The organism is Streptomyces sp. NPDC107546 (assembly GCF_055639175.1).
On sequence record NZ_JBVKBA010000006.1, the window covers coordinates 302,531 to 328,428 of the forward strand.

Annotated in this window: 20 protein-coding genes and 2 pseudogenes; 9 read left to right on the top strand and 13 right to left on the bottom strand. The window is 72.0% G+C overall.

The annotated features are described in order from the left end of the window. The first annotated feature begins 7 nt into the window (after nt 1-7). Complete coding sequence (locus ACZ7L1_RS11810) at nt 8-1,399, top strand: PAS domain-containing protein (RefSeq protein WP_471436319.1); 1,392 nt, start codon at nt 8-10, stop codon at nt 1,397-1,399. Between the two features lie 15 nt (nt 1,400-1,414). Here ACZ7L1_RS11810 and ACZ7L1_RS11815 read toward each other — a convergent pair whose 3' ends face one another. Beyond that, nucleotides 1,415-2,203, bottom strand: a complete 789-nt coding sequence (locus tag ACZ7L1_RS11815; RefSeq protein WP_471436320.1) for an SIS domain-containing protein — start codon at nt 2,201-2,203, stop codon at nt 1,415-1,417. A 275-nt stretch (nt 2,204-2,478) separates the two neighbouring features. Here ACZ7L1_RS11815 and ACZ7L1_RS11820 point away from each other — a divergent pair, with 275 nt between their 5' ends. The 3 genes and pseudogenes from ACZ7L1_RS11820 to iscB form a co-directional block, all read left to right on the top strand. Beyond that, the gene (locus ACZ7L1_RS11820) at nt 2,479-3,171 is read left to right on the top strand and encodes a metal-dependent transcriptional regulator (RefSeq protein WP_103837795.1); all 693 of its coding nucleotides are present in this window, start codon (nt 2,479-2,481) and stop codon (nt 3,169-3,171) included. A 766-nt stretch (nt 3,172-3,937) separates the two neighbouring features. After that, nucleotides 3,938-4,792 carry an alpha/beta fold hydrolase gene (locus tag ACZ7L1_RS11825; protein WP_471436322.1) on the top strand — a complete coding sequence of 285 codons (855 nt, stop codon included), beginning with the start codon at nt 3,938-3,940 and terminating at the stop codon, nt 4,790-4,792. Nucleotides 4,793-4,958: 166 nt separating this feature from the next. Next, nucleotides 4,959-5,678 (top strand): annotated as a pseudogene (gene iscB, locus ACZ7L1_RS11830) (RNA-guided endonuclease IscB); the annotation flags it as partial. A 248-nt stretch (nt 5,679-5,926) separates the two neighbouring features. On the opposite strand, the gene pdxH reads toward iscB, so the two are convergent. Beyond that, entirely contained in the window at nt 5,927-6,565 is a 639-nt protein-coding gene (pdxH, locus tag ACZ7L1_RS11835; RefSeq protein WP_471436410.1) for a pyridoxamine 5'-phosphate oxidase, read from the bottom strand. A 430-nt stretch (nt 6,566-6,995) separates the two neighbouring features. On the opposite strand from pdxH, the gene ACZ7L1_RS11840 reads away from it, so the two are divergent. Next, entirely contained in the window at nt 6,996-8,096 is a 1,101-nt protein-coding gene (locus tag ACZ7L1_RS11840) for a citrate synthase 2 (protein WP_388571752.1), read from the top strand. 36 nt (nt 8,097-8,132) lie between these two features. Here ACZ7L1_RS11840 and ACZ7L1_RS11845 read toward each other — a convergent pair whose 3' ends face one another. The 8 genes from ACZ7L1_RS11845 to ACZ7L1_RS11880 all read right to left on the bottom strand — a co-directional run bounded on the left by ACZ7L1_RS11845 (nt 8,133) and on the right by ACZ7L1_RS11880 (nt 18,263). Then, on the bottom strand, nt 8,133-8,738 hold the full coding sequence (locus tag ACZ7L1_RS11845) for a TetR/AcrR family transcriptional regulator (RefSeq protein ID WP_471436324.1): 606 nt from the start codon (nt 8,736-8,738) through the stop codon (nt 8,133-8,135). Continuing rightward, entirely contained in the window at nt 8,726-9,463 is a 738-nt protein-coding gene (locus tag ACZ7L1_RS11850; RefSeq protein WP_471436326.1) for an enoyl-CoA hydratase family protein, read from the bottom strand. The genes ACZ7L1_RS11845 and ACZ7L1_RS11850 overlap by 13 nt, the downstream gene beginning before the upstream one ends. After that, nucleotides 9,460-11,025, bottom strand: coding sequence for a 4-coumarate--CoA ligase family protein (locus ACZ7L1_RS11855; protein WP_471436328.1), 1,566 nt, complete (start codon nt 11,023-11,025; stop codon nt 9,460-9,462). Before ACZ7L1_RS11855 ends, ACZ7L1_RS11850 begins: the two co-directional genes overlap by 4 nt. Before the next feature lie 29 nt (nt 11,026-11,054). Then, the gene (locus tag ACZ7L1_RS11860) at nt 11,055-12,188 is read right to left on the bottom strand and encodes an acyl-CoA dehydrogenase family protein (RefSeq protein WP_471436330.1); all 1,134 of its coding nucleotides are present in this window, start codon (nt 12,186-12,188) and stop codon (nt 11,055-11,057) included. Between the two features lie 96 nt (nt 12,189-12,284). Next, a complete protein-coding gene (locus tag ACZ7L1_RS11865; RefSeq protein WP_471436412.1) occupies nt 12,285-14,126 on the bottom strand; it encodes an acetyl/propionyl/methylcrotonyl-CoA carboxylase subunit alpha in 1,842 nt (613 codons plus the stop codon). Nucleotides 14,127-14,176: 50 nt separating this feature from the next. After that, nucleotides 14,177-15,775, bottom strand: a complete 1,599-nt coding sequence (locus ACZ7L1_RS11870) for an acyl-CoA carboxylase subunit beta (protein ID WP_471436331.1) — start codon at nt 15,773-15,775, stop codon at nt 14,177-14,179. After that, nucleotides 15,772-17,463 carry an acyclic terpene utilization AtuA family protein gene (locus tag ACZ7L1_RS11875; protein WP_471436414.1) on the bottom strand — a complete coding sequence of 564 codons (1,692 nt, stop codon included), beginning with the start codon at nt 17,461-17,463 and terminating at the stop codon, nt 15,772-15,774. The genes ACZ7L1_RS11870 and ACZ7L1_RS11875 overlap by 4 nt, the downstream gene beginning before the upstream one ends. Nucleotides 17,464-17,468: 5 nt before the next feature. Then, nucleotides 17,469-18,263, bottom strand: a complete 795-nt coding sequence (locus ACZ7L1_RS11880; RefSeq protein WP_471436333.1) for a TIGR03084 family metal-binding protein — start codon at nt 18,261-18,263, stop codon at nt 17,469-17,471. 535 nt (nt 18,264-18,798) lie between these two features. Between ACZ7L1_RS11880 and ACZ7L1_RS11885 the strand changes: the two genes are divergently transcribed. The 3 genes from ACZ7L1_RS11885 to ACZ7L1_RS11895 all read left to right on the top strand — a co-directional run bounded on the left by ACZ7L1_RS11885 (nt 18,799) and on the right by ACZ7L1_RS11895 (nt 21,001). After that, nucleotides 18,799-19,755 carry an EamA family transporter gene (locus ACZ7L1_RS11885; RefSeq protein WP_471436335.1) on the top strand — a complete coding sequence of 319 codons (957 nt, stop codon included), beginning with the start codon at nt 18,799-18,801 and terminating at the stop codon, nt 19,753-19,755. 371 nt (nt 19,756-20,126) lie between these two features. Beyond that, the gene (locus ACZ7L1_RS11890) at nt 20,127-20,582 is read left to right on the top strand and encodes a thioredoxin domain-containing protein (RefSeq protein WP_471436337.1); all 456 of its coding nucleotides are present in this window, start codon (nt 20,127-20,129) and stop codon (nt 20,580-20,582) included. A 131-nt stretch (nt 20,583-20,713) separates the two neighbouring features. Then, nucleotides 20,714-21,001, top strand: coding sequence for a hypothetical protein (locus tag ACZ7L1_RS11895; RefSeq protein WP_389000442.1), 288 nt, complete (start codon nt 20,714-20,716; stop codon nt 20,999-21,001). Nucleotides 21,002-21,273: 272 nt separating this feature from the next. Here ACZ7L1_RS11895 and ACZ7L1_RS11900 read toward each other — a convergent pair whose 3' ends face one another. Both ACZ7L1_RS11900 and ACZ7L1_RS11905 read right to left on the bottom strand, forming a co-directional pair. Next, the gene (locus ACZ7L1_RS11900; RefSeq protein WP_471436338.1) at nt 21,274-22,032 is read right to left on the bottom strand and encodes a metallophosphoesterase family protein; all 759 of its coding nucleotides are present in this window, start codon (nt 22,030-22,032) and stop codon (nt 21,274-21,276) included. Then, nucleotides 22,033-24,900 carry an FAD-binding and (Fe-S)-binding domain-containing protein gene (locus tag ACZ7L1_RS11905; protein WP_471436340.1) on the bottom strand — a complete coding sequence of 956 codons (2,868 nt, stop codon included), beginning with the start codon at nt 24,898-24,900 and terminating at the stop codon, nt 22,033-22,035. A gap of 177 nt (nt 24,901-25,077) precedes the next feature. Here ACZ7L1_RS11905 and ACZ7L1_RS11910 point away from each other — a divergent pair. Further along, nucleotides 25,078-25,255, top strand: a pseudogene (locus ACZ7L1_RS11910) (cytochrome P450); the annotation flags it as partial. Nucleotides 25,256-25,461: 206 nt separating this feature from the next. On the opposite strand, the gene ACZ7L1_RS11915 reads toward ACZ7L1_RS11910, so the two are convergent. Beyond that, nucleotides 25,462-25,893, bottom strand: a complete 432-nt coding sequence (locus tag ACZ7L1_RS11915; RefSeq protein WP_471436341.1) for a DMT family transporter — start codon at nt 25,891-25,893, stop codon at nt 25,462-25,464. Nucleotides 25,894-25,898: the final 5 nt, after the last annotated feature.

Below are 25,898 nucleotides of genomic sequence, written 5' to 3' on the forward strand. Positions count from 1 at the left end.
GGTTCGGGTGAGTGCTTCCCGGCGGAGGGGGACCACGGACGAGCTGGGTCCGGACGAGCCGGAGCGGGATGGTTCGGATCTTCTGGCCGCGCTCCTCGACGGGATGGACGCGGCCTTGTGCGCCTTCGACGCGGACGGGGTCGTGACCCACTGGAACCGGGAGGCCGAGCGGATTCTCGGCTGGTCGGCGGCCGAGGCGGTGGGGCGGCGCGGCTTCGCCGGGTGGGCCGTGCGCAGCGCCGACGCGGCCGAGGTCGAGGCGTGGCTGATGTCCGCGATGCAGGCCCCCGGGCGACAGGTGCACGAGTTCGCGCTGCTCACCAAGGACGGTGGGCGGGTGCTCGTACGGACCCAGTCCGCGGCGGTGCGCGGCCCCGACGGGAAACCCGCCGGGGTGTACTGCGCGTTCAGCGAGGTGCACGCCCAGATCGATCTGGAGCGGTCGATCGCGCTCAGCGAGGCCCTGTTCGAGGACGCGAGCTGGGGTGTCGTGCTGGTCGACGCGGACCTGCGGCCCGCCGTCGTCAACGCCCACGCGGCCCGGGCGCTCGGCATCGGGCGCACGGCCGTGCTGGGACGGCCCCTCGGGGACCTGCTCGCACAGGGCGTCGAGGAGTTGGAGAGCGCGCTGACCCACGTGCTCGCCGAGGGGGCGCCGCCGGCGCCCGCCGAGATCTGGGTGAGCGTGCGGACCGCGGACGGCGAGAAGCGGCGGTGCTGGCGGAGCGGGTTCCTGCGGCTGGCCTCGCCGCTGGCGGAGGAGCCGGTCCCGCTCGGGGTCGGGTGGCTGTTCCAGGACGTCACCGAGAGCAAGCAGAGCGAGCAGGAGGCGGCCCTGCTGCGCTTCCGCTCCAACCAGCTGCACCGAGCCGCGCGGGCGGCCGCCGAGTGCGAGGACCCCGGCGAGGCGCCCACGATCCATCTGGACTTCGCCCTCGCCGGATTCGCCGACCACGCCCTGATCGACCGGGTCGCGGGCGGCTGGACGACGGACGGGGCGGGGCCGGTACGGCTGGTGCGGGCCGCCGAGACGCCGTCCGGTGCTCCCGGCCCGAGCGTGCTCACCGGGAAGGCGGGACTGCCGGCGCGGTACGACGACGGCCACCCCGCCCTGCAGTGCGTGGAGCGTTCCGGGTCCGTACGGGCCGACGCGGGCGCCGCCGACCCGGCGCAGGCGCGCGCGTGGGCGCTGGCCCGGCAGTGGCCCGCGGACGCGGTGCACGCACTGTGCGCGGTGCTGCGCAGCCGGGGGCGGACGCTGGGAGTGGTGACGTTTCTGCGGGGGGCCGGGCGCAGCCGGTTCGAGCGGGTGGACGCCGTGTACGCGGAGGACGTGGCGGTACGGATCGCCGCGGCGCTGGACCTGTCCGACGTGGTGAAGGGGCGGGCCGCGCAGTAGGGCCGTGGGGCGCGGTTACGCCTGGCGGTAGAAGATCCGGTCGGCGTACTCCGCCAGAACCCGGGCGTTCCACTCATGGCCGCCGTCGACGTTCCCCGACCGCAGCAGGGGCGGTTCGATGCCGCGCTCCGCGAGGACCCCGGCCGCCGTGGCCATGACCGCCTGCAGCAGGGCCGTGGTGACGACGGTGGACGCGGGTGCGAAGGGCGCCGGGATGGTGTCCAGGGTGAGTTCCGCGTCCCCCACCGCGATCTTCGAGTCCAGGACGAGGTCGCAGTGGACCTTCAGGTACGTGCCGGAGGCGTGCCGGGACTTCGTCTCCGCCGCGTACGCCACCGACGTCACGCCGATGACCTTGATGCCGAGCGCGCGGGCGTTCATCGCCATCTCCACGGGCAGCGCGTTGCGGCCGGACAGGGAGATGATCACCAGGAGGTCGCCGGAGCGGAGGGGGCTCGTGTCGAGGACCGCGCTCGCCAGGCCGTCGACCCGCTCCAGCGCGGAGCCCAGCGTCGCCGGCATGACGTCCACGCCGACGACTCCCGGCACCGCGAGCAGGTTCATCAGGGCCAGCCCGCCGGCGCGGTAGACCAGGTCCTGAGCGGCCAGCGAGGAGTGCCCGGCACCGAAGGCGAACAGCCGGCCGCCCGCGGCCACGGTGTCCGCGATCAGCGTGCCGGCCGCCGCGATCTCCTCCGCGTCCTCGTCCCGCACGCGCCGCAGCAGCCCGACCGCCGCGTCGAAGAACCGCTCCGCCGGTGTGCTCCCGCCCTGCGGCTCCCCACCCCTCGACCCTGCGCTCATCGGCCACGCCCCTTCGAAGTCGGCCCGTGTCGCGGATCACGTTGCGGTCTGGACCAGTGGGATGTCAATACGGCCCGCCAGGCGCCGAGGTGCGCGGCCGGGGCCTTGGAACCGGCGCCCGAAGGCGCTCCTGGTGCCGTGCCGACGCGCCCCGTAGCCGCCTGCTCCCCTCGCCGCGCCCCGGTTGTCGGTGGGATGAGTCAGAATTGAATCCAGGGCCAGCGCACACGCCGGTGAGCAGTCGAGCCTCCGGCAGATCTCTTCGAGGGGCACGTATGTCCGGACTGATCGACACGACGGAGATGTATCTCCGCACCATCCTCGAGCTCGAGGAGGAAGGCGTGGTCCCCATGCGCGCCCGTATCGCCGAGCGACTGGACCAGAGCGGCCCGACCGTCAGCCAGACGGTGGCGCGAATGGAGCGCGACGGCCTGGTGTCGGTCGCCGCCGACCGTCACCTGGAGCTCACGGACGAGGGCCGCCGCCTGGCCACCCGCGTCATGCGCAAGCACCGCCTCGCCGAGTGCCTCCTGGTCGACGTGATCGGGCTGGAGTGGGAGCAGGTGCACGCCGAGGCGTGTCGCTGGGAGCACGTGATGAGCGAGGCGGTCGAGCGCCGCGTCCTGGAGCTGCTGCGCCACCCCACCGAGTCGCCGTACGGAAACCCGATCCCGGGCCTGGAGGAGCTCGGCGAGAAGGAGATGGCGGACCCCTTCCTGGACGAGGGCATGGTCTCGCTGGCCGACCTGGACCCGGGCACGGACGGCAAGACGGTCGTCGTACGCCGTATCGGCGAGCCCATCCAGACGGACGCGCAGCTGATGTACACGCTGCGGCGGGCGGGCGTGCAGCCCGGCTCGGTGGTCAGCGTGACGGAGTCGGCGGGCGGTGTCCTGGTCGGCAGCGGCGGCGAGGCGGCGGAGCTCCAGGCGGACATCGCGTCCCACGTCTTCGTGGCCAAGCCCTGACACAGGCGCCGGGGCCCGGCATGACCTCTTGACCCTCTCCGTCCTTCTTGACCCTCTCCGCCCCTCTTGGCCCTCTCCGTCCCCCTACGCTCCTCCTCATCCCGCCCGGCCTCACAACTCCTGCGATTCCTGGGGCTGTTGTGATGATTCCGCGATCGTACTGCAATCAAGATTCAGTGAGCGGAATCGCAGCGCTCGGACCGTTCGCATGCGAGGCTGTCGCATGAGGCATATGACCTGAGGGCTCTTGGCCGGAGATGACAGCGATGTCAACGGCCGGGAAAGGGAGGGAGGATGTGCCCCGGACGCGACCCCGGACCTGGGGAGGGCCCCGGCACCTATCGGCGCCGGGGCCTGTCCTCCCCTGTTTCGACCCGGAGCCCCGAGCTCTCAGGGTCGCCCCCTCGGACCGGTTTTCCCCGAGCGGTCCGCCTCCCGCAGAAGATCTCCCCGCGCAGACGGCGGCCAATCCTCGGGGGAGGTCACTCGAAGGTGGGGTATTGCCGCTGAAAACGGCGCTTTCGAATAGCCATTCGATAGCGTGGGGCGGTGACGATCTCGCCGGGCCGGGCGCTGTACCAATGACGCGTCCTTCACACAGTGAGCACAGGCACCACCGCCCGGCGGCGACACCGGCGCCGGCAGTGACCGCCGACACCAGCAGAAGCAGCACGACAGCGAAAGTACGACCCGTACGACAAGCGCGCGGACCGACCGCCCGACGCGGAAGCGAGCGGTCCCGGCCGAGCAGGGGGGTGCCAGGACGATGCGTCGCATCGACGTGACCGGAGCGGGCGGCGTACGCCTCGCCGCATGGGAGTTCGCCGACCCGCCCAAGACCGGCGACGGCGAGCAGACGCCGGGCGTGCTGTTACTGCACGGGCTCATGGGCCGCGCCTCGCACTGGGCGCCCACCGCCCGCCTGCTCGCCGAACGGCACCGCGCCGTCGCCCTCGACCAGCGCGGCCACGGCCAGAGCGACAAGCCCGCCGACGGCTACACCCGTGAGGCCTACATCGACGACGCCGAAGCCGCCCTCGAACAACTCGGCCTCGCCCCGGCCGTCCTCGTCGGCCACGCGATGGGCGCCCTGACCGCCTGGCAGCTCGCCGCCAAACGCCCCGACCTGGTACGCGCCCTGGTCATCTGCGACATGCGGGCCTCCGCACTCGGCGCCGCCTCCCAGCGCGAATGGGAGAACTGGTTCAAGTCCTGGCCCCTCCCCTTCGCCACACTCGCCGACGTACGCAAGTGGTTCGGTGAGGACGACCCCTGGGTCGAGCGGCCGAACCCCGCCCGCGGCGAGTTCTACGTCGAGGTGATGACCGAGTCCCCGGACGGCTGGCGCCCCGTCTTCGAACCCGAGCACATGCTGAGGTCCCGCGAGAGCTGGGTGTACGACGCACACTGGGAGGAACTGGCACAGGTGCGCTGCCCCACCCTGGTCGTCCGCGGCCTGGACGGCGAACTGGGCCGCGCGGAGGCCCAGGAGATGGTCCGCGTCCTCCCCCACGGCCAGTACGCGGAGGTCCCCGACGCCGACCACTTCCTCCACCACGCCCAGCCGGAGGCATGGCGAGCCGCGATCGAGCCGTTCCTGGCCGACGTGCTGTCTCCGTGAGCGGCGCGGGAGTTCGACAACAGGGTCAGAGGACAGCGGCGGCCGTCTTGGGCCCGGCGGCCAGCCGCAGGCCGACCTCAACGAGAGTCCAGCCGAGGCGGACACGACCGGATGGCTCCCCCCGTCACTACGCCACCGCGTCGACACCACCGTTTCCTGGGCAAGCCGCCTGTGCCGGGACGCACCGGTCACCGAGATCCATGTCGAGCACGCCGCCTTCGACACCCACTCCATGAGCGTGGGCCGACAACTCACGGGGACCCAATACCAGCAGGGCACGCTCGCCGGGACCGACGCGCGCGCCTACCTCCACGAGATGTGGCGCTGCGCCTGCGCCTACTGCGGTGCCACGGGCGTGCCCCTGAACATCGACCATGTCCGGCCCCGAAGCCGAGGAGGCTCGGACCGCATCTCGAACCTCGTCCTGGCCTGCGTGCCCTGCGACAAGGCCAAAGGCAACCTGCCCGTCGACGTCTTCCTGACCCACAGGCCCGACCGACTGGCGCAGATCCTCGCCCGGGCCAGACCACCGCTTCGCGACGCCGCTGCCATGAATACGACCCTCTGCCGGCTCACCGAGGCGCTCACCGCACTCGGCAGGCCGGTTCACCCCCGGTCGGGCCACCGTACGAAGGGGAACCGAGCCGCCACGGCCCTGCCCAAGACGCACACCCTGGACGCGCTGTGCGTCGGACGCCTCGACCACGAGAACGGCGACGCGCCCGAGGGCAGCACAGCCTCACCACGCCGGCCGGGCGGATCAACGTCTCCCACTGGAACCTGCGGCTCCTGCAGCGCGGCGACGGGTACGGCTACGGCATCCGGCCAGAAGCCGCGCCGTCAATATCTCGAAAAACCGATTGATTGCGTTCCAACCGCTTCTTAGGGTGTGAGGTACACGGAAGGGAGGTGGTTCGGCAGATGTATGACAACCGGACGCGTGAGGTGACTGCGGGCTAGCGGCTCGCCGTCGTACTCAGTTCGGCGCCGGACCAGCGCGTGTGAGATACGCGCAGCCGGCCAATCCAACGCAGTCACCCGGCCCGCGGGCTCGCCGGTACGTCCGGCCGGCTCTTTCGTCTTCTGGCGGAGGACCTGAGCTCGCGGGTCGTCTGCGTTTTCGGGCGCCGGGGGTCAGGGGCTGAGGCGTTCCACCCGCCAGGTGCCGTCCGGTTCCGCGACGTAGCGGAGGCGGTCGTGGAGGCGGTTTTCGCGACCCTGCCAGAACTCGACCGTCGAGGGTGCGATGCGGAAGCCGCCCCAGTGCGGGGGGACCGGGACCTGGGTGCCCCCGGGATAGCGGGTGGTGAGTTCCTGGTAGGTGGCGTCGAGTTCGGCGCGGGAGTAGATGATCGAGGACTGGGTGCTGGCCCAGGCGCCGAGCTGGGAGCCGTGGGGGCGGGTGCGGAAGTAGGCGGCGGTTTCGTCGCGGCCGGTGCGGCGGGCGGTGCCGGTGACGATCACCTGGCGGGCCATGGGGTGCCAGGGGAAGAGCAGGGAGACGTAGGGGTTGGTGGCGAGGTCCTGGGCCTTGCGGGAGTCGTAGTTGGTGTAGAAGACGAAGCCCTGTTCGTCGTACTGCTTCATCAGGACGGTGCGGGAGCTGGGGCGCCCTTCGGCGTCGGCGGTGGAGACGATCATCGCGTTCGGTTCGTAGATCATTCCGGCGATGGCGGCTTGGGCTGCCTGTTTGAACCAGCGGGCGAACTGGTCCATGGGGTGGGGGGCGAGCGTGGACTCGTCGAGGCCTTCGGCGCGGTAGTGGGCTCGCATCTCTGCGGGGTTGGCGGACAGGTCCTCGGCGGGGCCTTCGGCCGCGTGTTCGACGATGGGTTCGATAACCGGGTCCGTCGTGGATTTGGCGGCGGGGTGAACGGGGTGCTGGGCTGCGGGTTCGTCCGGGTAGCGGTCGGTCACGCCGTCATCTTGCCGTACGGGCCCGGGGGCCCTCGGCGGCTTGTGAACAGTGGGCACGGTGGGAGTGCGGTTCATCACTGTGTGGCACTGAGTGCCGCTTGGTCTCCCCAAAGGTGGCACTCGGGGATATCGTGCAGATGCCGTTCGGGTTGGGTGACCGCCGACCGATCGGGGCATCAACCGGGGTGACCGTTTCGGACCGCGAGTTTTCGAGAACGACCGCTACAGACCGTGGAGCCGGGGCGGCGCACCCCTTCCCGCCGTACACATCACGAGGAGCCGCCTGATGTCCGATTTCGTACCCGGGCTCGAGGGAGTCGTCGCGTTCGAGACGGAGATCGCCGAGCCGGACAAGGAGGGCGGTGCCCTGCGGTACCGCGGCGTCGACATCGAGGACCTGGTCGGCCATGTCTCGTTCGGGAACGTGTGGGGGCTGCTCGTGGACGGCGCCTTCAACCCCGGGCTGCCGCCCGCCGAGCCGTTCCCGATCCCGGTGCACTCCGGTGACATCCGGGTGGACGTGCAGTCCGCGCTGGCCATGCTCGCCCCGGTGTGGGGCCTGAAACCGCTGCTGGACATCGACGTGGAGCAGGCCCGCGACGACCTGGCCCGGGCCGCGGTCATGGCGCTGTCGTACGTCGCCCAGTCGGCGCGCGGCCAGGGGCTGCCGATGGTGCCGCAGCGGGACATCGACAAGGCGCAGTCCATCGTGGAGCGGTTCATGATCCGCTGGCGGGGCGAGCCGGACCCGAAGCACGTCGCGGCCGTCGACGCCTACTGGACGTCGGCAGCCGAGCACGGGATGAACGCCTCCACCTTCACCGCGCGCGTGATCGCCTCCACGGGCGCGGACGTGGCCGCAGCGCTGTCGGGTGCCGTGGGTGCCATGTCGGGGCCGCTGCACGGCGGTGCGCCCTCCCGAGTGCTCGGCATGATCGAGGAGATCGAGCGCACCGGTGACGCGGAGGCGTATGTGAAGGGCGCCCTGGACCGGGGTGAGCGGCTGATGGGCTTCGGCCACCGGGTGTACCGGGCGGAGGACCCGAGGGCGCGCGTGCTGCGGCGCACCGCCCGTGAGCTGGGCGCGCCGCGCTTCGAGATCGCGGAGGCGTTGGAGAAGGCGGCTCTGGAGGAGCTGCACAATCGCCGTCCCGACCGGGTGCTCGCCACGAACGTGGAGTTCTGGGCGGCGATCGTGCTGGACTTCGCCGAGGTACCGGCGCACATGTTCACGTCGATGTTCACGTGTGCCCGTACGGCCGGCTGGTCGGCGCACATCCTGGAGCAGAAGCGCACGGGCCGCCTGGTGCGTCCGTCGGCCCGCTATGTGGGTCCCGGGCCGCGCAGTCCGCAGGAGATCGAGGGGTACGCGGACATCGCGCACTGACGACCGCACTGACGGCAAGGGAGCGCTGGGCTGTCCTCAGCCCAGCGCCTCCTCCAGCAGTGCCGCCCACTGCGTCACCACTCGTTCGCGGCGGGCGGCGTCGTCGGTGAGGAGGTTGGCGAGGCCCAGGCCGCGGGCCATGTCCAGCAGGCCCTGGACCGTTTCGCGGACGCCCGGACTCCTCTCGTCGGCGCGGAGCAGGTCGACGGCGATGCGGTGGGTCTCGCGCCCGACGCGGGCCTCCAGTTCGGTCACGCGGGGGCGCAGCTGCTCCTCGTTGGAGGCGGCGACCCACAGGTGCAGGGCGGCGCGGAACAGCGGCCCGGTGTAGAGGTCGACGAGGGCCGCGACCACCGCGCGCCGGTCGGCCGCCCCGTGCGGGAACAGGGCCCTCAGTGCGGTGGAGCGCTCCTCGGCGACGTACTCGACGGCCGCCGTGAACAGGTCCTCCCGGGTCGGGAAGTGGTGCTGGGCGGCGCCCCTCGAGACGCCGGCGCGTTCGGCGACGACCAGGACGGTGGAGCCGGCCCAGCCGTGGTCGGCGAGGCAGGCCACGGCGGCCTGGAGGAGCCGTTGCCGGGTGGCCCGGCTGCGGTCCTGCTTGGGCACGCGCTCGCGTTCGACTGTGTTCACACCACCCATGAGGGGTCCCGTCGCTCCAGGAAGGCCGTCATTCCCTCGCGGGCCTGCGGGGAGGAGAACAGCCGGGCCGAGAGCGCGGTCAGGTCGGCCGCGTCCCGGTCGAAGGTCTGCAGCACAGTAGCGGTGAGGATGCGTTTGGTCTCCGCCAGGGCCTGGGGTGCGGCCCGCCGCAGTCCGTCGAGCACGGGTTCGAGCACTTGGTCGATGTCGTCGCCGGTGGCGGTGAGCAGGCCGGTGCGCACGGCTTCGGGGGCGTCGAAGCGCTCGCCGGTGAGGTAGTGGCGGGCGAGGGCGCGGGGGTCGGTGCGCGGCAGCAGGGGCAGGGAGATCACGGCGGGGGCGACCCCGATGCGTACCTCGGTGAAGGCGAAGGTCGCGGCGGTGGACGCGGCGGCGATGTCGCAGGCGCCGAGCAGGCCGAGGCCGCCCGCGCGTACGTGTCCGGTCACCCGGGCGACGACGGGTTTGGGGAGCTCGATGATCTGCCGCAGCAGTGCGACCAGGGCGTCGGGGGGCGGTGGGTCGCGCAGGTCGGCGCCCGCGCAGAAGGTGCTGCCGGTGTGGGTGAGGACGACGGCGCGGACGTCGGGGTCCTTTCCGCAGGCGGTGAGCGCGTCGGTCAGGCCGCCGACGAGTGCGGCCGACAGGGCGTTGCGGTTGGCGGGCGAGTCGAGGGTGAGGGTGGTGATGCCGCGGTCGTGGGCGGTGCGGACGAGGTCGGTCATATCCGCTCCCTGAGCTGCCGGCGCAGGATCTTCCCGGAGGCGGCGCGGGGCACGCCGTCGATGAAGGTGACGTTGCGGACGCGTTTGTAGGGGGCGACGCGTTCGGCGACGTACATCATGACCTCGCCCTCGGAGAGGTCGTCGGCGCCCGCCCGGCGGACGACGAAGGCGTGGGGGACCTCGTTGTGGTCGTCGTTGTAGACGCCGATGACGGCGGCGTCGGCGATCCCGGGGTGGGTGAGGAGGAGGGCTTCGAGTTCGGCGGGGGCCACCTGGAAGCCCTTGTACTTGATGAGTTCCTTCACACGGTCGACGACGAACAGCCAGCCGTCGGCGTCGACGTACCCGACGTCTCCGGTGTGCAGCCAGCCGTCGCGGTCGATCATCGCGTCGGTGGCCTCGGGCCGTCCCAGGTAGCCCTTCATCACCTGGGGGCCGCGGATGGCGATCTCGCCGGCCTGGCCGACGCCGAGGTCCTTGTCGGGGTCGTCGAGGGACAGGATGCGCATCTCGGTTCCGGCGACCAGTTTGCCGACGGTGCCGGGGGGCGCGTCGTGGGCGTCGAGGGGGACGACGTGGGTGCACGGGGACAGTTCCGTCATGCCGTATCCCTGGCCTATGGGCGGCAGGCCGAGGCGCTGGGCGCAGGCCACGGCGAGCTCGGCGTCCAGGGGTGCCGCGGCGCTGATGATGTACTTCAAGGACGACAGGTCGTACTGGGCGACGACCGGGTGCTTGGCGAGGGCGAGCACGATCGGCGGGGCCACGTACAGGCCGGTGATGCGGTGGTTCTGGATGGCCGCGAGGAAGGTGTCCAGGTCGAAGCGGGGCAGTACGACGACGGTGGCGCCCTGCCGCAGGGGTGCGTTCATGAGGGCCGTCATGCCGTAGATGTGGAAGAAGGGCAGTACGGCGAGGATGCGCTCGCCGGGTCCCGTGCCGATGAGGGGCCGGATCTGGGCGAGGTTGGTGGCGATCTGACGGTGGGTGAGCATGACGCCTTTGGGGATGCCGGTCGTCCCGGAGGAGTACGGGAGCGTGGCGATGTCCCGCACCGGGTCGATGACGACGTGGGGCTCCGGCGCGGCGGAGGCCAGCATGTCGATCAGCGACCGGTGGCCGGGCGCGCTGTCGCAGACGAGGATCTCCTGGACGCCGCCCGAGAGTTCGGCGGCGCGGCGGGCCGTCTGAAGGAGCGGTGAGACGGTGATGATCCAGCGGGCCGCGGAGTCCCGTATCTGCTTGGCGAACTCCTCGGCAGTGGCCTGCGGGTGCACGGTGGTGACGCAGGCACCGGCGCGCGTGGCCGCGTAGAAGGCGAGGGGGAAGGCGATCGTGTTCGGGCTGTGCAGCGCGAGCACGTCGCCCTTGCGCACACCCGCCTCGGCGAGCGCGGCCGCGATCCGCCGGTGGAAACGGTCCAGTTGTTCGTACGTGAGGGTGGTGCCGTCCGTGCCGTCGATCAGGGCGGGCAGCTCGCCGAACTCGGCGGCCGGCCCCAGCACGGCGTCGTGGATGGGGAGTTCGACGGGCGGGACGTCTGCGTACTCGCTGCGGAACACTGTTCCTCCTCGCGCCGGCGCGCCGGTTGTCAGTACGACTTGGGCAGGCCCAGGGACTGGTGGGAGACGTAGTTGAGAATCATCTCCCGGCTCACCGGTGCGATACGAGACACGCGCGCGACCGTGATGAGGGAGGCGAGCCCGAACTCCCGGGTGAGGCCGTTGCCGCCGAGGGTGTGCACGGCCTGGTCGACGGCCTTCACACAGGCCTCCCCGGCCGCGTACTTGGCCATGTTGGCGGCCTCACCGGCGGCCGTGTCGTCCCCGGAGTCGTAGAGGAAGGCGGCCTTCTGCATCATCAGGCGGGCCAGTTCGAGGTCGATGTGCGCCTGCGCCAGGGGGTGCGCGATCGCCTGGTGGGCGCCGATGGGCTGCTGCCAGACGGTACGGTCGCGCGCGTACTGCACGGCACGGGAGACGGCGTAGCGACCGAGGCCGATCGCGAAGGCCGCCGTCATGATGCGTTCGGGGTTGAGACCGGCGAAGAGCTGGAGGAGCCCGGCGTCCTCGTCGCCGACGAGGGCGTCGGCGGGCAGTCGTACGTCGTCCAGGGTCAGCTCGAACTGCTTCTCCCGGCCGGTGAGTTCCATGTCGATCTGCCGCCGCTCGAAGCCGGGTGTGTCGCGGGGGACGATGAACAGGCAGGGCTTGAGCTTGCCGGTGCGCGCGTCCTCGGTGCGACCGACGATGAGGGTCGCGTCCGCGATGTCGACGCCGGAGATGAACACCTTGCGGCCGTTCAGGATCCAGTCGTCGCCGTCGCGGCGTGCGGTGGTGGTGATGCGGTGGGAGTTGGAGCCGGCGTCGGGTTCGGTGATGCCGAAGGCCATTATGCCGGTGCCTTCGGCGATTGCGGGGAGCCAGGTCTGTTTCTGTTCCTCGGTGCCGAAGCGGGATATCACCGTGCCGCAGATGGCCGGTGAGACGACCAGCATGAGCAGGGGACAGCCGGCTGCGCCGAGCTCTTCGAGGACGATGGACAGTTCTATGATGCCGCCGCCTCCGCCTCCGTACTCCTCGGGGAGGTTGACGCCGAGGTAGCCGAGCTTGGCTGCCTCTGACCAGAGTTCTGTGGGGTTGTGGGTGCGGCCGTGGCGGGTGCCGAGGGTGGCTACCGCTGTACGGAGGGCTTTTTGTTCTTCGGATTCGATGACGGGGCTCATTGTCGTCTCCCGGGTGCGGGTTCGTCGTGGTTGATCGCGCTCATGCGGCGGTAGCCGCATATCGATACAGCCCCGCGCCCCTGAAGGGGCGCTCCCTTACTCGGCGGTTTGAACCACTGCCAGCAGTGCCCCGACCTCCACCTGTTGGCCGGGGCCGGCGTGCAGGGCCGTGACCGTTCCCGTGGCCGGGGCCGTGATCTTGTGTTCCATCTTCATCGCCTCCAGCCAGAGCAGGGGCTGCCCGGCCTGTACCGTCGCCCCGGCCGTCAGCCCCTCCGCGACCCGTACGACCGTCCCGGGCATCGGGGCCAGCAGGGAACCCGGGGCGTGGTCGGCCGTGGGTTCGCGGAAGCGGGGCAGGGCCGTCAGGGCCGTCGAGCCGGCGTACACGTCGTCGCCGTAGCGGGCCACCGGGAACTTCCGTCGTACGCCGTCCACTTCGAGGATCACCAGGTGCGTGTCCGCGTGCACCACGCGCACCCCATCGGCCTCCGGACCCCCGCGCGTGTGCCGGTAGTGGACCTCGTGCTCCTCGCCCGCCATGAGGTACCGCTTGGTCTGCGGCTGCGACGGCAGGTTCCGCCAGCCGCCGAACCGTGAGCGGCCGTGGGCGTCCGCGAGGGCGGCGGCCAGGGGGGCGTACGGGTCGGGGCCGGACTCGGTGAGGACGGCGAGGTGGCGGTCGTAGAAGCCGGTGTCCATCCGGGTCGCCGTGAACTCCTCGTGGCGCAGGGAGCGGACCAGAAGGTCGCGGTTCGTCACCGGGCCGTGGATCTCGGCGCGCTCCAGGGCCCCCGCCAGCTTCCGGATCGCCTCCGCCCGGGTGGGGGCGTGGGCGACGGCCTTGGCGAGCATGGGGTCGTAGTGGACGCCGATGGTGTCACCGTCCGTGTATCCCGTGTCGAGGCGTACGCCCGGTACGGCGAGTCGGTGCAGGGTGCCGGTCTGCGGGGCCCAGTCCCGGGAGGGATCCTCGGCGTAGAGGCGGGCCTCGATCGCGTGCCCCCGCGCGCGTGGCGGCTCGTCGTCCAGTGCCGCGCCCTCCGCCACCCGGATCTGCAGGGCCACCAGGTCGATCCCGAACACCGCCTCGGTGACCGGGTGTTCCACCTGGAGGCGGGTGTTCATCTCCAGGAAGTGCGCCTTGTCCCCCGCGACCAGGAACTCGACCGTGCCCGCGCCCACGTAGTCGACGGCTCGGGCGGCCCGTACGGCCATCGAGCGCAGGGATTCGTCGAGTTCGGGGGTCAGTCCGGGTGCGGGGGCCTCCTCGATCACCTTCTGGTGGCGGCGCTGGAGGGAGCAGTCCCGGGTGCCGAGCGCCCACACCGTGCCATGGGTGTCGGCGAGGATCTGCACCTCGACGTGGCGTCCGCCCTCGACGTACGGCTCGATGAACACCTCGTCGTCACCGAAGGCGCCGCGTGCCTCGGCACGGGCGGCCGTCAGTTCGGCGTCCAGGTCGGCCAGTCGCCGTACGATCCGCATGCCGCGTCCGCCGCCGCCCGCCGCCGCCTTCACCAGGACCGGGAGGTCGGCATCCGTCACGGAGGTGAGCGGCTCCAGGCCCATCAGTTTCTTAGCGCGCGTCTTGGACGCCATCGCCTCGATCGCCTCCGGGGGCGGCCCGATCCACACCAGGCCGGCGTCGCGCACGGCACGAGCGAAGTCGGCGTTCTCGGAGAGGAAGCCGTAGCCGGGGTGCACGGCGTCGGCGCCGGACGCGAGGGCGGCCTTGACGATCAGGTCGCCGCGCAGATAGGTGTCGGCGGGTGCCGCGCCGGGGAGGCGTACGGCCGCGTCGGCCACGCGCGCGTGGAGGGCGTCCTCGTCGGCGTCCGAGTGCACGGCGACCGTGCGGATGCCCAGGTCACGGCAGGTGCGGGCGATACGGCAGGCGATCTCGCCGCGGTTCGCCACCAGAACGGAAGTAATCACGGGCATCGAAAGCATCGGGGGCGTAGGGGGCATAGGGGGCATAGGGGGCCTCACATCCGGAAGACGCCGAACCCGCCACGCGCGCCCTGGTAGGGCGCGGTGTGGATCGCGGACAGGCACAGGCCGAGGACGGTTCGGGTGTCGCGCGGGTCGATGACGCCGTCGTCGTACAGCCGCCCGGAAAGGAACATCGGCAGGGACTCGGACTCGATCTGCTGCTCCACCATGGCGCGCAGGGCGGCGTCGGCGTCCTCGTCGTACGGCTGCCCCTTGGCCGCCGCCGACTGCCGGGCGACGATCGACAGGACGCCCGCGAGCTGCTGGGGGCCCATGACCGCCGACTTGGCGCTGGGCCAGGCGAACAGGAAGCGCGGGTCGTAGGCCCGTCCGCACATGCCGTAGTGCCCGGCCCCGTACGAGGCGCCCATCAGCACCGACAGGTGCGGCACCGTCGAATTGCTGACGGCATTGATCATCATCGCGCCGTGCTTGATGATGCCGCCCTGCTCGTACTCCTTGCCGACCATGTAGCCGGTGGTGTTGTGCAGGAAGAGGAGCGGGATGTCGCGCTGGTTGGCGAGCTGGATGAACTGGGCCGCCTTCTGGGACTCCGCGCTGAACAGCACCCCCTGGGCGTTCGCCAGGATGCCGACCGGGTAGCCGTGCAGGGCGGCCCACCCGGTGCACAGACTGGTCCCGTACAGCGGTTTGAACTCGTCGAAGTCGGAGCCGTCGACGATGCGGGCGATGACCTCGCGCGGGTCGAAGGGCACCTTCAGGTCGCCGGGCACGATCCCGAGGAGTTCCTCCGCGTCGTACTTGGGCGGCTGCGCCGGTCCCGGGTCGGCGTACGCCTTGCGGTGGTTCAGGCGGGTGATCACGCGACGGGCCTGCCGGATCGCGTCCTGCTCGTCGACCGCGTAGTAGTCGGCGAGGCCCGACACGCGCGCGTGCATCTCGGCGCCGCCCAGGGACTCGTCGTCGCTCTCCTCGCCGGTGGCCATCTTCACCAGCGGCGGCCCGCCGAGGAACACCTTGGCGCGCTCCTTGACCATGATCACGTGGTCGGACATGCCGGGGATGTACGCGCCCCCGGCCGTGGAGTTGCCGAAGACGACCGCGAGGGTCGGGATGCCGGCGGCGGACAGGCGGGTCAGGTCCCGGAAGATGGCGCCCCCGGGGATGAAGATCTCCTTCTGGGACGGCAGGTCGGCGCCCCCCGACTCCACGAGGCTGATGCACGGCAGCCGGTTGGCGAGCGCGATGTCGTTGGCCCGCAGGGCCTTCTTCAGGCTCCACGGGTTGCTGGCGCCGCCCCGCACGGTGGGGTCGTTGGCGGTGATCAGGCACTCGACGCCCTCCACCACCCCGATGCCGGCGACGAGGGAGGCGCCGACCGTGTAGTCGCTGCCCCAGGCGGCCAGCGGGGACAGCTCCAGGAAGGGTGTGTCGGGGTCGAGGAGGAGTTCGATGCGTTCGCGGGCGAGCAGCTTGCCGCGTGCGCGGTGGCGGGCGACGTACTTCTCACCGCCGCCCGCGAGCGCCTTGGCGTGCTCGGCGTCCAGCTCGGCGAGCTTGGCGAGCATGGCGTCGCGGTGGGCGAGGTGGTCGGGGCTGCGGGGGTCCAGCGCCGACGACAGGACGGTCACAGCAGGGCCTCCGGTATCTCCAGGTGGCGGGCGCGCAGCCATTCGCCGAGGCCCTTGGCCTGCGGGTCGAAGCGGTGCCGCGCGGCGACGCCCTCGCCGAGGACGCCCTCGACGACGAAGTTCAGGGCGCGCAGATCGGGCAGGACATGGCGTTGGACGGTCAGGCCGGCCGTCTCCGGGAGCAGTGCGCGGAAGCGGTCGACGGTGAGGGTGTGGGCGAGCCACCGCCAGGCTTCGTCGGTGCGGACCCAGACGCCGACGTTGGCGTCGCCGCCCTTGTCGCCGCTGCGGGCGCCGGCGACGAGACCGAGGGGCGCGCGACGGGTGGGTCCCGGGGGCAGTGCCTCGGGCAGGGGCGGTTCCGGTACGTCGTCGAGTGCGCGGGTGTGGCTGGCCGGCGGCACGGGGATGCGACGGCCGTCGTGGAGGACCGCCACATGGGCTACGGCACCGCGGTCGAGGGTGGCCGCCTCGAAGACCCCATACGGCTGCCCCTTCCCCGGTGGGGCGACCACATGGAAGCCGGGGTAGCTGGCGAGCGCCAGTTCGACGGCGGCGCCGGTGAGCGCACGACCCACGGCGTCCTCGGCGGAGTCCCGCACCACGAGCCGCAGCAGGGCACTCGCGGTCTCCTCGGTGGGCGCGTCCGGGCGATCGGTGCGGGCCAGCTCCCAGCGCACCTCTCTCGGGCGCGACTCGGCCGCGTCCAGGGCCGCCTCCATCTGGGCCCTCACGAGCGCGGCCTTGGCCTCGATGTCGAGCCCGGTCAGCACGAAGGCGACCTCGTTGCGGAAGCCGCCGAGCCTGCTGAGGCCGACCTTCAGGGTGGGCGGTGGTGCCTCCCCGCGCACGCCCTCGATCCGCACCCGGTCCGGCCCCTCCTGGGTGAGCCGGACGGTGTCCAGCCGAGCGGTGACGTCGGGGCCCGCGTACCGGGCGCCGGCCGTCTCGTACAGCAGCTGTGCGGTGACCGTGCCGACGTCCACGACGCCGCCGGTGCCGTCGTGCTTGGTGATGACGCTGCTGCCGTCCTCGTGGAGTTCGGCGAGCGGGAAGCCGGGCCGGTGCAGCCGCTCGGGGGGATGCTCGGCGAAGAAGGCGTAGTTGCCGCCGGTGGCCTGTGCCCCGCACTCCAGGACGTGCCCGGCGACCACCGCTCCCGCCAGCCGGTCGTACTCCTCGGGCCCCCACCCGAAGTGGGCGACGGCCGGTCCGGTGACCAGCGCCGCGTCCGTCACGCGCCCGGTGACCACGACGTCGGCGCCCTCGCGCAGACACGCGGCGATCCCGTGCCCGCCGAGATAGGCGTGGGCGGTGAGGGCGCCGGGGTTGGACGCGGTGAGGTCGTCGCCCTCGACGTGCGCCACCCGGACGGCGATGCCGAGGCGTCCCGCCAACTCACGTACCGCGTCGGCGAGTCCGGCCGGGTCGAGCCCACCCGCGTTGGCCACGATCCGCACGCCCCGCTCGTGGGCGAGGCCGAGGCACTCCTCCAACTGGCCGAGGAACGTGCGCGCGTAGCCGCCGCCGGGGTTCTTCAGGCGGTCACGGCCGAGGATCAGCATGGTCAGCTCGGCGAGGTAGTCGCCGGTGACGACGTCGAGGGGGCCGCCGGTGAGCATCTCGCGCAGGGCGTCGAAACGGTCGCCGTAGAAGCCGGAGGCGTTGCCTATGCGCAGGGGACGCAGGGTCGTCACCGGGCGGCTCCCTTCGGCGGGCGTCCGCTGCCCGGTGGGCCCGCGAAGGCCTGTGCGATGTCGAGCCAGTGGTCGGCGTCCGGGCCCTCGGCGCGCAGTGCGAGGTCGGCGCGGTGGGCGCGCTGGGTGACCAGGAGGCAGAAGTCGAGGGCGGGTCCGGTGACGCGCTGTGGGGCGTCTTCGGGGCCGTACGTCCACAGGTCGCCGGACGGCGCGAGGAGTTCGACGCGGAACGGGTCGGCGGGCGCGGGCAGTCCCTGGACCGCGTAGGAGAAGTCGCGGGTGCGGAATCCGAGCCGGGCGACGTGCCGGAGCCGGGCCGTGGGCGCGGGTGCCACACCGAGCGCGTCCGCCACGTCCAGGCCGTGGGCCCAGGTCTCCATCAGGCGGGCGGTGGCCATCGAGGCGGTCGACATGGGCGGCCCGTACCAGGGGAAACGGGCGCCGGGCGGTGCCTGGCGCAGGGCCCGGTCGAGCGCGGCGCGGCCCTCGCGCCACCGGGCGAGCAGTTCGGCGGGCGGGCGCCCGGCTTCCTCGCGTGCGGCCTCGTCGACCCAGGCGCCGGGCGACGCGAGGGCCTTCTCGACCTCCGTCGCGAAGGCCTCCGGGTCCGTGACGGCCAGCAGGGCGGCGCGGTCGGTCCATGCGAGGTGCGCGATCTGGTGGGCGATGGTCCAGCCCTCGGCGGGGGTGTCCAGCGCCCAGCCGCCTTCCCCCGACTCGGCCACCAGTCGGTCGAGTTCCTCGCTCTCCCGGCCCAGGTCGTCGATCACGGACGATGCGTCGGACACGATGCGCTCCCCTCGGGGCACGACGGTGTGCGTGGGGAGCATGGCAGCGGGCGGAGAAACAAGCAAGCGTGCTTGCATGGATCGCTCACGCTCAGGGGGCTCACAGACAGGGACGCCGGGGACAAGCGACACTCAGGTTCCGCGACCGGCTGCCAGCAATTCCCAAGGTTTTCACAGCCCCCGTTTGCAGTTCCTTGCCGTATTGCGGTGCCGCTGTTCCCGGAGCCGGCGCCGGTGCCCGCAGCGGTTCCGGTTCCGGCGGAGTACGCGGCCGGGGCCCCGGCGGGGCAGCAGGCCGGCCGGCCGACGCCCGACCCGTACGGGTTCCCCGGCCAGGCTCCCGGAGCCGTACCGCACCAACTCCCGGACGGCCGCCCGCTCTTCCGGTGACGAGCGGCCCTGGCACGGGGGCTGACTCCGCTCCGCGACCGGGGGTACAGGCGCATAACGGCTTCACACACATGACGAAGTCCATTACCCTGGACTTCCAGGTACACCAAGCTGCACGACCTCCGCCCAGCACCTGGAAGGCCCCGTGAACACGCCCAGCACCGCAGCCTCCGCCGTCTCTTCGGCGCCGACTCCCGCCTCGACCGCTCCCGTGGCGCCCGGCGGTCCTCGGCTGCGGGGTTCCCTCGGGCCCGTCGGCCTGGTGCTCACCGGAGGCGTCTCGGTCCAGTTCGGTGGCGCGCTCGCGGTGAGCCTCATGCCGCGGGCCGGTGCGCTCGGGGTCGTCACCCTGCGCCTGGTGGTGGCCGCGATCGTGCTGCTCCTGGTCTGCCGGCCCCGGCTGCGCGGGCACTCGCGCGCCGACTGGGGCACGGTCGTCGTCTTCGGCATCACGATGGCCGCGATGAACGGCCTCTTCTACCAGGCCGTCGCCCGCATCCCGCTCGGCCCCGCCGTCACCCTGGAGGTCCTCGGCCCCCTCGCCCTCTCCGTCCTCGCCTCACGCCGCGCGGTGAACGTGGTCTGGGCGGCCCTCGCCCTGGCCGGCGTGTTCCTGCTGGGCGGCGGAGGCTTCGGCGACCTGGACCCGGCGGGCGTCGCCTTCGCACTGTCGGCGGGCGCCATGTGGGCGGCGTACATAGTCTTCAGTGCCCGTACCGGACGACGCTTCCCGCAGGCCGACGGCCTGGCGCTTGCGATGGCGGTCGCGGCGGTGCTGTTCGTGCCGCTGGGCATCGCCGAGTCCGGCACGAGGCTGCTGGTACCGGTGACGATCGGACTCGGCGCGGCCGTGGCGATGCTCTCCTCGGTCCTGCCCTACACCCTGGAACTCCTCGCCCTGCGCCGCCTGCCCGCCTCCACCTTCGCGATCCTGATGAGCCTGGAACCGGCCCTCGCGGCGACGGCGGGCTTCCTGATCCTCGGCCAGTCCCTGACCGCGACCCAGACGGTCGCAATCGCGCTGGTCATCGCGGCGAGCATGGGGGCGGTGCGGACGCAGGTGGGGCGGGGCAAGGTGAAGGTGGCACAGCCGGAGGCGTAGGTGCCGGGGCGGTTCCCACTCCCGCCGTCGGAACGCTCGCAGCGCCTCGGCCGTGGTCGCGGCCGACGTGGTTTCCTCGGGACTCCTCGGTTCCGCGCGGCAGAACAGAACGTCGCGAGTCCGCCGCGAACAGGGACGGATTTTCAGCGGACAGGTTCCCTCAGCGGTGCGTGATCATGACCACGCGGTACGCCCATGTCCGAAGTGATCTTCGCTGCTAAAGTGCACTTTCGACCGATCAGCGTCTGACCAACTGCTGATCGGGTGCAAATGCGGGGGAAGAGAAGCATTTGGGGGAGCCGTTAAGTTTGGACGCCTACCGGCGTCCCCGCACGCCCTCTTCCCCCTTGGTACTGCAAGGGGAAGTCTACGTGAAACCCATACGTATGCGCGTTGCCGCCGTGAGCGTGCTGGCCGCCATCGGCCTTGCCGCCGCAGCTCCGATGGCCACTGCCCAGGAGTTGCCGAAGGCCGCAGCCGCGTCCGCCCAGGAGGTCGGGGCAGCGGAGTCGCTGAAGGCCCTGCTGGACAGCAAGGACCCCGAGGTCCAGGCCTTCATGGCGAACTTCAGCAGTGAGGAACTGGCCGCCTTCAAGCAGGCGGCCGAGACCAAGCCGGGCGATGGCATGGTCGGATTGAAGGCCCCCAACTGGGGCCAGATCATGCGCGCCCTCAAGAGGATCGGCGGCTTCGCCAGGGCTGTGGCGGGCAAGTACGACGACTTCAAGCGGTGGGTCGACGACCGGCCGTGGTACATCAAGTACGCCATCAAGGCGATCTCGCCCGGTCTGTCGCTCTACGACATCTGGTGGCACTTCAACCACTGAGTCGCCTGCCCGTCCGGCCGCCTGTACGGGCGGCCCGGACGGGCTTCACCGCGTTGCCACGACGCCTGTGGATCTCGGCGCCGTGTCGGCGCTTTTGACCCGAAGGGAATTGACACTCGAAGGGACTGACGATGGAAAACGACCAGGGCCAGGACGTCGAACCCAAGGTCACTGAGGGAACCTGGGGCATGCCCCTGATCGTTTTGATTCCGGTCGCCCTGATGCGGGTCTTCACAGATCTTTCGACACCGTGGCTCGTGGTGGCGTGGATGCTGTGGGGCCTTGCAGCTCTGCTGACGATCGTCGGGTGGGTCCAAGTGGTCCGCTACGGCCCGCGGCAGGCACGAGGATGGTCTGCCTGCGTCCCGCTGCACTGCGCGCTTCTCTGGCTCGGGGCACAACTCGTCCTCGCCGATTAGGGATTGCCGGGAGATGGGTGAACCGCCGCCCCTGTCGCGGAGCGCGGCGGCTCGCCTCGCAGCAGAACCCGGCCGGTGCAGGGACTGCCGGACGACCGTTCGAGCGGCGGCGTGGGCGTGCAGGGCCCGGACGGGCTCCTGATGCCCATGTCCGGCACCCACCCGGCCGCCCCCACCGCCTTGGTGTGCACCAGCTCTGCGACACATTTCCCGGATGTGTCGCAGTTCCGCGGGTGCACCACCTCCGTCGGCACCCCCGCGCACGGGGCCCATCACCGCCCCTCCATCCGTCCGAACACCTCCAGCACCTCCGCGTCGCCCGCCCGGGCGTTGAGGAAGTAGTCCGCCCACTCGGCGATGTCCTCGTAGGCCGACTCCCGGGTCAGGCGGGTGATGGCGGACGGGATGTCGAAGTGCGTTCTGCGCAGGTCCACTCCGGGTCCGAGCAGGCACCAGTGGGCGCCGGGGCGGCCGTAGGGCATGCCGACGCTGCCGGGGTTGACCACCTGGCGGCCGTGGGCGAGGCGGACGTACGGCATGTGGGTGTGGCCGCACACCACCGTGCCGATCGTTTCCGGCAGCTTCTCCCATAGCTCCGCCCAGCGGGTGAGGGGCGAGTCGACGAGCACGACCTCCTCGTCGTTCCTCGGCGTCGCGTGGCAGAACAGGACGTCGCCGAGGCCGCGTACCGGGAGTGTCACCGTCAGCGGCAGAGCGGAGAGGAAGTCGACCTGTTCGTCGCGGAGGCGCGACGCCGCGTACGGGCCGATCGGGTCGGGAATTTCCGTCCGCTCGCCGCGGCGGTACTCAACCAGCTCCCGGTCCGCGTTCCCCGCGACCCACACCACCCGCTCGCCCTCGCGCATCAGCAGGTCCAGGACCTCGGCGGGCTGCGGGCCCGCCGTGATGTCGCCCGTCACCACGACGCGGTCGGCGGCGGCGACCTCCGGCTCCGCGAGTACCGCTTCCAGGGCGGGCAGTACGCCGTGGATGTCGGAGAGGACCGCCACCCGGTCCAGTACGTCGCTCACTTACTCGTCCCCTTCCTTGTCGATGGCCTCCTCCAGCCCCTCCGCCAGCACCTCCGCCAGGTGCCGTGCCCTGACACCCGCAAGCTGCTGAAGCTGGGTACGGCAGGAGTAGCCGTCCGCCAGGATCACCGCGTCCTCGGGTGCCGAGCGCACCGACGGGAGGAGTTGGTCCTCCGCGCAGGCGGTCGAGATCTCGTAGTGGCCCTTCTCGAAGCCGAAGTTGCCCGCGAGGCCGCAGCAGCCGCCGGTGAGTTCGCCGGTCAGGCCCGCCGCCGTGCGCAACCGGCGGTCGGCCGTGTCGCCCAGGACGGCGTGCTGGTGGCAGTGGGTCTGGCCGGCCGCCGGGCGGTCGAGGCGGGGCGGTGCCCAGTCGGGGGCGTGCTTCTCCAGGGCCTCCGCGAACGTCACCACCGCGGCGGCGAGGCGCTGTGCGCGTGAGTCGTCGTGCAGCAGCTCGGGGAGGTCCGTGCGCAGCGCGGCGGCGCAGCTCGGCTCGAGGACGACCACCGGGGCGCCCGCCGCCAGGACCGGGTCCATCAGGTCCAGGGTGCGGCGCATGACCTTGCGGGCGCGGTCCAGTTGGCCCGTGGAGACGTACGTCAGGCCGCAGCAGACCCGGCCACGGCGGCCCGGCGGCAGGGCGACCCTGAGGCCGGCCGCTTCCAGGACGCGGACCGCCGCGCGGCCCACGGACGGCGACAGGTGTTCCGTGAAGGTGTCCGGCCAGAGGGCCATCAGGGGACCGGTCGCCCGGGGGCGCCTGCCCGTCGTGCGCCTCCACCATCGGGTGAACGTCTCCTGCGACAGCCGGGGGAGGCGGCGCTCGGGTGCGATCCCGGCCAGGCGCTTGGCGAGTGCCGCCAAGGGGTCGGCCGAGGCCAGGGCGTTGACCAATGAGGCCGTGCGGGTGCGGGCCACCGCTCCCAGCCACAGCGGCAGCCATCCCATCGCGTAGTGCGCGGCCGGGCGGCGACGGCCGGCGTAGTGGTGGTGCAGGAACTCCGCCTTGTACGTGGCCATGTCGACGCCGACCGGGCAGTCCGTGCGGCAGCCCTTGCAGGACAGGCACAGGTCGAGGGCGTCTGTGACCTCCGTCGAGCGCCAGCCGTCCGTCACCACCTCGCCCGCCAGCATCTCGTGCAGCAGCCGGGCCCGCCCGCGCGTGGAGTGCTCCTCCGCGCCCGTCGCCCGGAAGGACGGGCACATCACCGAAGAGCCGGACACCGGCGTCGTACGGCACTTGGCGACGCCCACGCACCGGCGGACCGCCGCCGAGAAGTCGCCGCCGTCCGCCGGATAGCCGAAGGCGACCTCGACCGGCTCCCGGGGGAGCACCGCGAACCTCAGGTTCTCGTCCAGGCGGGCCGGGCGGACCAGGATGCCGGGGTTGAGCAGGCCGTCCGGGTCCCACACGTCCTTGGAGCGGGCGAAGAGGGCGACCAGGTCCGGCCCGTACATCTTCGGCAGCAGCTCCGCGCGCGCCTGCCCGTCGCCGTGCTCTCCCGACAGCGAACCGCCATGGGCGACAACCAGGTCCGCGAGGTCCTCGGAGAAGCGGCGGAAGCGGGCGACGCCCTCCTCGGTCAGCAGGTCGAAGTCGATACGGACGTGGATGCAGCCGTCCCCGAAGTGGCCGTACGGGGTGCCGCGCAGGCCGTGGTCGGTCAGGAGGCGGCGGAAGTCCCGGAGGTAGTCGCCGAGCCGGGCGGGGGGCACCGCGCAGTCCTCCCAGCCCGGCCAGGCTTCACTCCCGTCCGGCATACGGGTCGCCGTACCGGCGGCGTCCTCCCGCAGCCGCCACAGCGCGCGCTGTCCGGCAGGGTCGGTGACGACCGTGGCGTCCGTGACGTCCGCAGCCCGGACGATGGCCTCCGCACGCGCGCGTGCCTCCGCCTCGTCCCCGCCGCCCGCCTCAACGAACAGCCAGGCGCCACCGCGCGGCAGCCCCGCCGACGGTGGTACGAGATCGGCGGCCATGCCCTCCACCGTCAGCGGGCCGAGCGGCAGCAGCCCGGCCGCCGCCTGGGCCGCCGCCATCTCGTCCGCGTACCCCAGCACGGCGAGCGCACGCGCGCGGGGTGCCTCGACGAGGCGGACGACAGCCTCCGTCAGGACGCCCAGCGTGCCCTCGGAGCCGCAGAAGGAGCGGGCCACGTCCGCGCCCCTCTCCGGCAGCAGCGCGTCCAGCGCGTAACCGGAGATACGGCGCGGCAGGGTCGGGAAGCCGGTGCGCAGAAGCGCCAACTCGCCCTCCACCAGCGCCCGCAGACCTTCGGGGGCACCCTTCCAGGACCTGCCCGGGGTCAGCGGCTCGCCCCGCGCGGTGAGCACCGACAGCTCCCGTACGTTGTCCGCCGTCGTCCCCCACGCCACCGAGTGCGAGCCGCACGCGTTGTTGCCGATCATTCCGCCCAGCGTGCAGCGGGCGTGGGTGGAGGGGTCCGGGCCGAAGCGCAGGCCGTGCGGAGCGGCGGCCTCCTGGAGGCGGTCCAGGACCAGGCCCGGCTGCACCACCGCCGTGCGCGCCTCGGGGTCCAGAGACACGATCCGGTTCATGTGGCGGGTGAAGTCGAGCACCACGCCCGTGCCCGTCGCCTGCCCGCCGATCGACGTGCCGCCGCCGCGGGCGACGACCGGCACGTCGTGCGCCCGGCACACCGCGAGCGCCGCCGCCACGTCGTCCGCGTCCCGGGGCGCCACCACGCCGAGCGGGACACGCCGGTAGTTGGACGCGTCCATGGTGTGCAGCGCCCGCGCGGTCGTGTCGAACTCGACCGCACCGCGCACCGCCGCGCGCAGCTCCCGGCGCAGCGCACCGACGTCGGCGGCGCCCTCCGCCCGCTGCCCTCGCACCCCACGATCCGTCATGCCACCAGCATGCCTGCCGCCACTGACAGTGACCGTCCCGGGGCATACCGGAGCCGTCTCGCAGGGCCATGGCGACTGCGGCCCCAGGTTGGCCACGCAGCGATCACATGACCGGATTCCGAATCGAAACCGTCTCGTTCCGATCACAGACCCATCTGTGACTCACCTGTAGTGACCGGTCCGCACGTGTGCCCCGGGGCGGCGCTGTCCCGTCTGAAGGCGGGGGTGGCGCTTCCGGCGCTGTACGCCCGTTTCCCGGACCTGGAACCTGGCGGTCCCGGCGAGCGAGCTGCGCAACAAGCCGGTGGTGACGCAGAACGACCTGTTCGAGCTGCCGGTACGGCTCGAGGGCTGAGGCAGGGGTTCCTCGCCCCCGCCCTTCCCGTCCCTGGGGGCTGCGCCCCCAGGACCCCCGCTGTCGGCCTTACGGCCTCGCCCGCGAACGCCGGGCGGGCTGAATTCTCAGCCCGCCCGGCAGGCGAGGAGCCGGAGCCCGGAAGCAGGCGCCCTGGAGGGCGCGCAGGGGCAGACCGACGGAAGGCCGACGCACGCGGTCCCGCTTCAGTGCTGTGCGCCCTGGGCTTCCCTCGAGCCGGCGACGAGCCCCTGCGTGTCCTGGGCCTGGGCGGTGGACTCCTGAGTGTTCTCCGGCCTGTCGGCGAGCTTGAGCCAGACCACTCCGACGATGATGACGCCCAGCCACAGGGCCTGGACCGTGGTGAGGGTCTCGTCGAAGAAGACCGGGCCGAGCAGCGCCGCGCCGGCTGCCCCGATGCCCGCCCAGACGGCGTAGCCGATACCGACGTCGATGGTGCGCAGTGCGACGCTCAGCGCCCAGAGCGTCAGGAGGAAGAACACGACGGCGACCAGTGACCACGTCAGACGGGTGAAGCCGTGGCTGCCGCCGACGGAGAGCGCGTAGCCGACTTCGAATCCTCCGGCGAGGAGGAGCATGAGCCAGGAGTTGGCCGAGGAGCGGTCGGTGTGGGACATGTACC

Bases quoted from the DNA above. Each gene is read 5' to 3' on its own strand.
- ACZ7L1_RS11815 (WP_471436320.1), bottom strand. From the start codon at position 2,203: ATGAGCGCAGGGTCGAGGGGTGGGGAGCCGCAGGGCGGGAGCACACCG.
- ACZ7L1_RS11820 (WP_103837795.1), top strand. From the start codon at position 2,479: ATGTCCGGACTGATCGACACGACGGAGATGTATCTCCGCACCATCCTC.
- ACZ7L1_RS11825 (WP_471436322.1), top strand. From the start codon at position 3,938: ATGCGTCGCATCGACGTGACCGGAGCGGGCGGCGTACGCCTCGCCGCA.
- pdxH (WP_471436410.1), bottom strand. From the start codon at position 6,565: ATGCGAGCCCACTACCGCGCCGAAGGCCTCGACGAGTCCACGCTCGCC.
- ACZ7L1_RS11840 (WP_388571752.1), top strand. From the start codon at position 6,996: ATGTCCGATTTCGTACCCGGGCTCGAGGGAGTCGTCGCGTTCGAGACG.
- ACZ7L1_RS11845 (WP_471436324.1), bottom strand. From the start codon at position 8,738: ATGGGTGGTGTGAACACAGTCGAACGCGAGCGCGTGCCCAAGCAGGAC.
- ACZ7L1_RS11850 (WP_471436326.1), bottom strand. From the start codon at position 9,463: ATGACCGACCTCGTCCGCACCGCCCACGACCGCGGCATCACCACCCTC.
- ACZ7L1_RS11860 (WP_471436330.1), bottom strand. From the start codon at position 12,188: ATGAGCCCCGTCATCGAATCCGAAGAACAAAAAGCCCTCCGTACAGCG.
- ACZ7L1_RS11895 (WP_389000442.1), top strand. From the start codon at position 20,714: ATGGAAAACGACCAGGGCCAGGACGTCGAACCCAAGGTCACTGAGGGA.
- ACZ7L1_RS11905 (WP_471436340.1), bottom strand. From the start codon at position 24,900: ATGACGGATCGTGGGGTGCGAGGGCAGCGGGCGGAGGGCGCCGCCGAC.
- ACZ7L1_RS11915 (WP_471436341.1), bottom strand. From the start codon at position 25,893: ATGTCCCACACCGACCGCTCCTCGGCCAACTCCTGGCTCATGCTCCTC.